Consider the following 8122-nt stretch of genomic DNA (forward strand, 5'->3'; position numbering starts at 1 on the left):
GGTGAGTTTCCTCGTCGTATTGTTCTGACCAGCCGAAGTGTTGCTTGGGACCTGGCGGAAGTGGAGAACTGGATAGAAGAAAAGCGCAGATCTGCGTTAAAAGCCGCAAGACCCGGTTTTATTTGGTAAGTCTGAGTCCACATGACGCTTAAAGATGTAACGGATGTTCAGGCTAGGGGAACCACTTGGCAAAAAAATGCCTCGGGTGCCAGCGGGAAGTTAGAGCTAAGAACGAAATATATCGACAACATCATAGCAATCCAGGAGTGCAGTGCTCAGGAGGCTAATGAACTCGGTTTTATCGCCCGGCTTTTGATTCAAGCAACCATACCGCATAGCAAACCCCAATCGAATGAGTGGAGTCGCAAGAATGGTAATTTCACAATGCACATGATGGCCCCCTCATCGGTAGGTTTGCCTTACGGTTGCTATGCACGTTTGCTTCTGGTTTGGATGACCACTCAAGCAGTGAGAAACAAGTCCAGATTGGATAAAGGTTATATCGATGAGACAGAGGCGCGTAGGCTTGAATTAGGGAATTCTCAGAGAAGCTTTATGGCCGAACTAGGGTTATCGGGAACTGGGGGGAAAGATGGTTCTATTCCTCGTTTGCGTGAGCAGATGAGCAAACTTTTTAAAACCACCATTAGCGTTATGTTTACGGAACATAATGAAGATGATGAATATATTTCTGAGGATGAGATTGGTGCCAGAGTAGCGGATGTTTCACATATATGGTGGAGCACAAAGCATCCAGATCAAAATTCATTATGGGGCTCTTGGGTAGATCTGTCGCCAAAGTTTTTTCAACTAATAACAGATAAACCAGTTCCTCTAGATATGAGGGTTTTGCGGTTGATTAAGCGCTCTCCTATGGCTCTCGATATATATTGCTGGGCAACATATCGAGTCAGCTATTTAAAACGTTCAACAGTCATTCCCTGGGAAGGGCTAATGGACCAAATAGGTGCCAATTATCCTAATACTGCTCAGGGGCATCGAGATTTCAGAAAACGGTTTCTCGATGGGCTTAAAAAGGTTCAATATGCATGGCCAGAGCTAGATGCTACTTCAACCGAAAAAGGATTGCTTTTGAAACCAAGTGCTCCACAAGTACCTCGACGGACAAAGAGATAGAGTGAGCGGCATGAAACAGTATGTACGCACCATTCTTGATGTTATTAAGCCTGGGTATTTAGAAAGTTATCCACGCATGTTCTGTCCCGCTTTAAAGGGGGTATTTTGCGCATGTTCTGTCCCGGCTTACGCATGTTTTGTCCCGGAGTGCGCATGTTCTGTCCCGGGAAATGCTAAAAAGTTATTTAATAACAAATGGTTGTAGGTCCTCCTATAGTACTTTCCTGTAGTTTTACCTATATAAAAAATTAACCTGTAGTTAAGTAAACAGATATTGTGGATAACGTTGATAAAAATAAGTTGCTTAAAACTGTCAATGAAATCAATTTTTGGAAAATAATTGTATTTTAAATATATGAAAATAAAGTAATTTTTATTTTTGCTAGCTTGATTTTTAAACATTTATTGACACTTGAGGGGCGGTAAAATACGAACGCTCTGAACTTAGCCTAGAGCGGAAAGTGTTAGGAAAGCTGTGTTTTTCGGTGTCGTGATATTGAGTAAAGCCAACACACATAAATCGCTGTAAGACCGCTAATTTAGCGCTATTCAGTCGCTATAAGTGCGCTGTCATACCGCTATAAGTGTCGGACTTATTGAGTAAACATAGTTTACACAGGAATAAACAGTTAAATGCAGAGAAATGCACACGGGCATGCATAACTTTCCGTGATAAAACCAAAGTTGAAATGCGGGCAGGATGTGTGAAGTAGGCACACCATGCAAGCATGGCGAAGCCTCTTCACTTTGGACTTATTCGCACCTTCGGAGCTCAACGTTAATCCTGCCCTGCGGGGCCAGAGAGAGGAGGCAAAGCATGGGGAACAGCACGAACAAGATCACTCGAAAGAATAGCCCACCGATTAAGGTTTACTGTCTGCCAGAGGAGCGTGAGTTGATCGAGTCGCTGTCTGTGCAAGCAGGTCTTAGTACTTCTACTTATCTGCGTGAAGTCGGCCAAGGTTATCGCATTCAAGGTATTACCGATGTAGAACAGGTACGCGAACTGGTAAGAGTGAATGGTGACTTAGGGCGTTTGGGTGGTTTGCTTAAGTTATGGCTTAGTAATGATGCCAAGGTAGCGAATGTGGGAGTCAATACAATCTTAGCGGTGCTTAATCGTATTGAAGCGACGCAAGATCAAATGAGCTCGCTTATGGAATCCATTCTTCGGCCGAGGGCCGATCAATGATAGTCAAGCATGTACCGATGCGTTCTCAGGGGAAATCTGACTTTGCGGGCTTGGTGAATTACATCACCGATCACCAGAGCAAAGAGCATCGACTTGGTAACGTTCGTTTAAATAACTGTGAAGCGAAAACCGTGCGCGATGCGATCAGCGAAGTGTTAGCAACTCAATTCGCGAACACCCGAGCGAAGAGTGATAAAACCTATCATCTGATCGTGAGCTTCCCAAGTGGCGAACAGTTAGAAGCAAATACCTTGGCCGCGATAGAAGAGCGCATTTGCCAAGGCTTGGGTTATGGAGAACATCAGCGTGTCAGTGCTGTACACAACGATACGGACAACCAACATATCCATATCGCGATCAATAAAATCCATCCCACGCGCAACACAATCCATGAGCCGTACTACCCGCATAAGAAACTAGCGGAAATGTGCGAGGCCATCGAGCAGGATTTTGGTTTGCAGCCGGATAATCATATACCGCGCAAGCGCGGGGCCGAATCACGTGCGATGGATATGGAGCGGCATTCGGGTATTGAAAGCTTAGTGGGTTGGGTGAAGCGCGAATGCATGGACGAGATTAAATCAGCTAATAGCTGGCAGGCGTTGCACCAGGTCATGCAGGACAATGGTTTGCAGTTAAGAACCAGAGGAAATGGTCTAGTGATCGTTGCCGATGGTGAAGCGATCATCAAAGCGAGCACCTTGGGACGTGAGTTTTCTAAACCCAAACTCGAAGCGCGCCTTGGTCCCTTTGAAACGACTGCATCGGATTCTGTTAAGCCGAGCCGCCAATATACACATCGACCTGTTCGCTTGAAGGTGAATACCACCGAGCTATATGCCCGTTATCAAGCAGAGCAGAAACATGCCGCAGAGAGTAAAACGCAAGCCCTTGAACAGGCTCGTCGTGATAAAGATCGACAGGTTGATAACGCCAAGAGGAAAGGGCGTGGCCGTCGCGCAGCGATTAAGTTAACCGGTAGCAATAAGCTTACTAAGAAGCTTTTGTACAAACAGGCCAGCAATGCATTGAAAAGCGATCTTGAGCGCATTCACAAGCGTTACCAAGAGCAACGGCAAACGATATATCAAAGCAATAAACGCCAAGCCTGGGCGGATTGGTTAAAGAGCCAGGCATTGCAGGGAGATAGCGAAGCCCTCAAAGCGCTACGTAGCCGAGAGGCTGCACAAAAGCTTAAAGGCAACACACTAAACGGGGATGCAGTTCAGGCCGAGCCCAAAGCAATGGTCGATACGATTACGAAAAAAGGCACCATTATTTATCGAGCAGGTAACAGCGCCGTGCGTGATGATGGTGAGCGTCTACAAGTGTCGACGGCTTCCAACCAAACCAGTGTCTTAGCTGCGCTAAAGGTAGCAATGGAGCGTTACGGTAATCGTATTACCGTGAATGGTTCGCCTGAGTTCAAGGCGCGAGTAATCAAGGCGGCGGTAGATGGCAATCTGTCTATCAAATTTGCCGATCAAGGACTAGAACGCCGTCGTCAGGCATTAATGGCCCAGAATAACATGGCCAAGCGGTCTGATAAGCCTGGCGTGTTACCGATTGGCAAAGTGCCACCTTCACGCCGTGGCCAGTTGCAGAATCTATCTCAGTTAGAGGTTTTAGCTATTCAGTCAGCCCCTGTAACTGAAACAGCGGTGGTCATGCCAGCATTAGAGCAGCGTAAAGCCAATCTGCAAGCTGAGCAGGCAGCTAAAAAAGCGAAACGACAACATAAGAGCCGATCACGTTGATGTGATGGCAAAGGAATCGACGGAAGCCCTAACCGCTTCGGTTGGTAATGACACCGATGTTTAACCCTATTTGACCGCGCGTTTAACGGTGTCGCGCTGGTCGGGCGCCGAGATAGTAAGTGGCGAGCTAGCTCTGTACAGGCCCACATTCACCGCTGGTAACGGCAGGAGTAGAGATCAAGTTTCTACAGGTTGGTGAATGCAACTTTTAGTCATAACAACTAAGAGTAATTAACCATGCTAAAACGAAAAATTTTAGCGGCTAAAATTCCCGTGCTTGCCATCTCCTTGGCGTTAAACCTTTCTAATCCTGTATATGCGGGGATTCCGGTTGCTGATGGTACGAATCTAGTTCAGAACATCATGTCGGCAATGGAAGCTGTTACACAGACTGCTAAACAAATTCAGCAGTATCAAACCCAGTTGCAGCAGTACGAAAATATGCTGCAAAACTCGATGGCCCCAGCTTCTTATATTTGGGATCAGGCACAGCGCACCATCAACGATTTGAACCAGGCGACCAACACTCTCGCCTATTATCAAAACCAGATCGGTAGCCTCGATGCGTACCTAGGAAAATTTCAGGACGTGGCTTATTACCGCAGTTCGCCTTGTTTCTCGTCGGTGGGATGCAGCGATGCCGAACGAGCCGTAATGACCGAGAACCGACGCTTGGCGTCCGAATCGCAGAAGAAGGCCAACGACGCACTGTTTAAGAGTCTGGAGCAGCAGCAAGATAACCTGGAAGCCGATGCCCGCCAGCTCAATCGCCTGCAATCTGGTGCTCAGAGTGCGGACGGCCAACTGGCTGCGATTGGTTACGCTAATCAGCTTGCTAGCAACCAGGCTAACCAACTCTTGCAAATCCGTAGCTTGCTGATTGCTCAGCAGAATGCTGTTGGTACTCGGATGCAGGCGGATGCCGACCGCGAAGCACAATATCAAGCGTCCCGTGAAAGGTTGTTTGATATGGGCGAGCCAACCGACCGTTCAGAAAACAGGGGATTTTAATTATGAAGAATATCACACGAGTTTTTATCGTTAGTGCGTTGGCCTCTTTCGTTCTGGTGGGATGCGGTGAAGATGACGGGCCCAAGCCTGCAACGATCGACTGTGACAACCCAAACCTGACGAAAGAGCAGAGGGAAGAAGGGAACTGTCTTTGGGATATGAGTGAGCCCACTGATCGCTCTAAGAACAAGGGGTTCTAATCATGAGCAAGATATTCATTCGACTTGTGATGCTCCTGACAGTTTTACTGACTTCGCAAACTGCGTCAGCGGCCATTGAGCCTAATGGTGTCTTGGATGAAGTGGCCGTGCGTTTCATGACGGCCAGTGCTACTTGGGGCACGGTAATTACAAACTATGCCGCCTGGCTATTCTGGACGCTGGGCACTATATCCCTTGTTTGGACTGGTGGGACCTTAATCCTTAAACAAGCGGATATAAGGGAGTTTTTTGCCGAGTTCGTGCGCTTCATCCTGACGTTTGGTTTTTTTCTCTGGTTGCTCAGAAACGGCCCAGACTTTGCGACGTCAATCATCGACTCGTTGAGAATGATCGGTGCTCAAGCCGGTGGCCTTTCGAGAGACCTAACCCCGTCAGAGCCTATTAGTATTGCGTTCGACATTATTGTGAAAGCTGGTAAGTCATACAGCATCACCAGTCCGATAGATAACTTGTCTATCTTCTTAATCACGTTGGCAATTTTGGCGTGTATGGCGGTAGTGGCGGCCAATGTGTTGTTGGCCTTGGTGGCGGCTTGGATATTAGTCTATGCCGGTGTTTTCGTGCTGGGGTTTGGTGGTTCGCGTTGGACTTCGGATATAGCAATCAACTACTTCAAAAGCGTATTAGGCGTTGCTTTGAAGTTGATGACAATGACGTTGCTTATTGGCATTGCCATGTCGATCATGGATGGTTTCTATGCCGATCTATCCAATGATGCTCCCATGCGTGAATTGTTGGTGATCTTTGTCGTTTCACTGGTTCTCGTGATGCTCATTCACTCGGTTCCCAATGTGGTCGCTAGCCTGGTTCCTGGAGGCGGCGCGGCGGCAGGTGCTGGCAGCATCAGTGCCGGTGCGATGGCCGGAGCGGCTGTTGCCACTGGTGGTATGGCTGCCGGTGCCGCAATGGCTACCGCCGGCGGTGCGTCTGCTATTCAGGCTGCATTTGCAAAAGCGGGTGAGAACGTAGCGAATAATACTGACGTTATGTCGAGCCTGGGCGGTGCATTTAGTGGCAGTGGCGATTCTGATGAGGCTGGCTCCTTCTCTCAAGCTTCCGGTCAATCTTCTAGCGGTGGCGAATCCTCTGGCGGTTTTAAAGGCAGCGCTGTAAAAGCGGGGCGTATTGCTGCGGATACCGGTGCGAATTTGATGAAGGGAATGGGTGATATGGCCGGGGATAGAATCAGCGGCACTGCTGGAGGCCGTTTAGCCAGCTCGATCAGAAACAGTACGAAAGATGACGGGGATAGTGATGACCAGGAGGGCGACTGACGACGCTTCACCTGCATTTGACAATGATAGCTTAGGCGGTGGCGGCACTGGTTGGATGAATCAAACCGACGGCTTTGATGGATTATCCAGTGAGGACCAGGAAGAGGCCCGCAAAGCACACGCAGAATGGCAAGAGCGCGACCCGGAAAAGCACACCTTCGACGTTGAGGACTATGTGTCCTATGCCCAGAAACGCCAGCAGGAGCGCAACGAAGAGGTTGCCAGTTTTGTTAAAAAAGGTCGCATGACCTAACTAGATAAGGATTACTCATTATGGAGTTTAGCTTTCCACCTCAAAACCTTGCGGAGATATTTGCTTTCTTCGCAGTGATGTTCATTGTGATGCTGGCCCTCTATTTTTTTGGGCAGTGGCTGCACAGCACCGGACACGGCGCGAAGATGAAAGACATTGCCGATAAAATGGAGGTATTCCAAAACAGGTTGGCCGGTCGCGCTTACAAGGATATGACGAGGTCGATCGAACAAATCGACAGAATGAGGCGCTGGCCGTTTGGCCGAAGCAAGTAGTTAGAAAGCACACGGGCCGGTGATGGTGCACCGGCCCGCGTTTCTACATACAATTTGGTACACTAGAGAACGTTTTTACTGCATCAATCAGGGAACTAAGTATAGTATACTACCTGTATGTTATTTCGTTTGGTGCTCATAAATTGCCTTCAACAAAACAAATAGAGTCTTAAGATGGGATATAGTTCTTCTCGTATACAACAAGAAACACGCTTGGAATCTGTAGACTATTTGATCCATATGGTCGATATCGGTCGTTTAGATCCTAATCCAGCGTTTGGCTCTTTACCCAATTTAAGTTTGGTTAAAAGATCGCACATAGTTGAGTCTTTGATTTTAGGGTTGCCTGTTGAAATGATTTGGGCTGAACAAGATGCACTAGGAAAAACTCAGTTATTGTCTGGTTTTGAAGTTGTATCCAGTATTTTAGACTTTAATAGTAATAGCTTCCCTCTTAGAAATTTGAGGATATTAAAACATCTTGAAGGATTACGATTTTCAAATATTGACTTCGCTGAGCAAAAGCACTTTATGCAAATGGAGGTCGCTTTAGGTACTATTCACTATGATTCAGACCCAATGCTTAAATGTTTGTTCGTTGAAAGTATTAATAAAGATAAATACGGAGTCGATGCTTCTCAAATAGCAAGGTCTATTATCTTTAAAAAAGCCTATTATACCATTGATAATTATATCGAACATATATCTAAATATTTTAATGAAGATGCTTATACAATCAGTAGTCGTAAGAAGTATGAAAGATATAAATTAAAACTTCAGGCTGAAATTATTTTGTGCTTGTTAGTTATTTATATTGGCACTGAAAGAAATCGATTAAATAGAAGTTTTTCCACGGAAAGTTATTCATACTCTAGAAGCCATATATCTAACTATGATGATGTATATATAAACTTCAGTGATGATATTAGTACAGCATTGAATAAAATCATGTTTATGATTGAAATGGATGACCTTTATTTAAATGATTGTTTTAAGCAACTA

Annotated in this window: 9 protein-coding genes; all 9 read left to right on the forward strand. The window is 46.3% G+C overall.

Annotated features, from left to right (window positions below; translation table 11 throughout):
• Positions 1–129: helix-turn-helix transcriptional regulator (locus ACN0TT_RS20215; protein WP_417763930.1), on the forward strand; the 129-nt coding region annotated here is incomplete at its 5' end.
• Between the two features lie 12 nt (positions 130–141).
• Entirely contained in the window at positions 142–1137 is a 996-nt protein-coding gene (locus tag ACN0TT_RS20220; protein WP_417763924.1) for a replication protein RepA, read from the forward strand.
• Between the two features lie 817 nt (positions 1138–1954).
• Positions 1955–2329 carry a conjugal transfer transcriptional regulator TraJ gene (gene traJ / locus ACN0TT_RS20225; RefSeq protein ID WP_074212071.1) on the forward strand — a complete coding sequence of 125 codons (375 nt, stop codon included), beginning with the start codon at positions 1955–1957 and terminating at the stop codon, positions 2327–2329.
• Positions 2326–4086 (forward strand): TraI/MobA(P) family conjugative relaxase, encoded by a 1761-nt coding sequence (gene traI, locus ACN0TT_RS20230; protein WP_417763925.1) that lies wholly within the window; start codon positions 2326–2328, stop codon positions 4084–4086. The genes traJ and traI overlap by 4 nt, the downstream gene beginning before the upstream one ends.
• A 237-nt stretch (positions 4087–4323) precedes the next feature.
• Complete coding sequence (gene trbJ / locus ACN0TT_RS20235; RefSeq protein ID WP_417763926.1) at positions 4324–5097, forward strand: P-type conjugative transfer protein TrbJ; 774 nt, start codon at positions 4324–4326, stop codon at positions 5095–5097.
• Positions 5098–5299: 202 nt separating this feature from the next.
• A complete protein-coding gene (gene trbL / locus ACN0TT_RS20240; protein WP_417763927.1) occupies positions 5300–6592 on the forward strand; it encodes a P-type conjugative transfer protein TrbL in 1293 nt (430 codons plus the stop codon).
• 55 nt (positions 6593–6647) lie between these two features.
• Positions 6648–6845, forward strand: coding sequence for a conjugal transfer protein TrbL (locus ACN0TT_RS20245; protein WP_417763931.1), 198 nt, complete (start codon positions 6648–6650; stop codon positions 6843–6845).
• Positions 6846–6865: 20 nt separating this feature from the next.
• On the forward strand, positions 6866–7120 hold the full coding sequence (locus ACN0TT_RS20250; RefSeq protein ID WP_417763928.1) for a hypothetical protein: 255 nt from the start codon (positions 6866–6868) through the stop codon (positions 7118–7120).
• A gap of 174 nt (positions 7121–7294) precedes the next feature.
• The coding region (locus ACN0TT_RS20255) for a hypothetical protein (protein WP_417763929.1) at positions 7295–8122 on the forward strand (828 nt) is incomplete at its 3' end.

This window comes from Shewanella sp., assembly GCF_048265805.1.
In the GTDB taxonomy this organism is placed as follows: Bacteria; Pseudomonadota; Gammaproteobacteria; order Enterobacterales; family Shewanellaceae; genus Shewanella.

What these genes read in the sequence shown, in the direction of transcription:
- traI (WP_417763925.1), top strand. Translation starts at nt 2,326, where the DNA reads ATGATAGTCAAGCATGTACCGATGCGTTCTCAGGGGAAATCTGACTTT.
- ACN0TT_RS20245 (WP_417763931.1), top strand. Translation starts at nt 6,648, where the DNA reads ATGAATCAAACCGACGGCTTTGATGGATTATCCAGTGAGGACCAGGAA.
- ACN0TT_RS20250 (WP_417763928.1), top strand. Translation starts at nt 6,866, where the DNA reads ATGGAGTTTAGCTTTCCACCTCAAAACCTTGCGGAGATATTTGCTTTC.
- traJ (WP_074212071.1), top strand. Translation starts at nt 1,955, where the DNA reads ATGGGGAACAGCACGAACAAGATCACTCGAAAGAATAGCCCACCGATT.
- trbL (WP_417763927.1), top strand. Translation starts at nt 5,300, where the DNA reads ATGAGCAAGATATTCATTCGACTTGTGATGCTCCTGACAGTTTTACTG.
- trbJ (WP_417763926.1), top strand. Translation starts at nt 4,324, where the DNA reads ATGCTAAAACGAAAAATTTTAGCGGCTAAAATTCCCGTGCTTGCCATC.
- ACN0TT_RS20220 (WP_417763924.1), top strand. Translation starts at nt 142, where the DNA reads ATGACGCTTAAAGATGTAACGGATGTTCAGGCTAGGGGAACCACTTGG.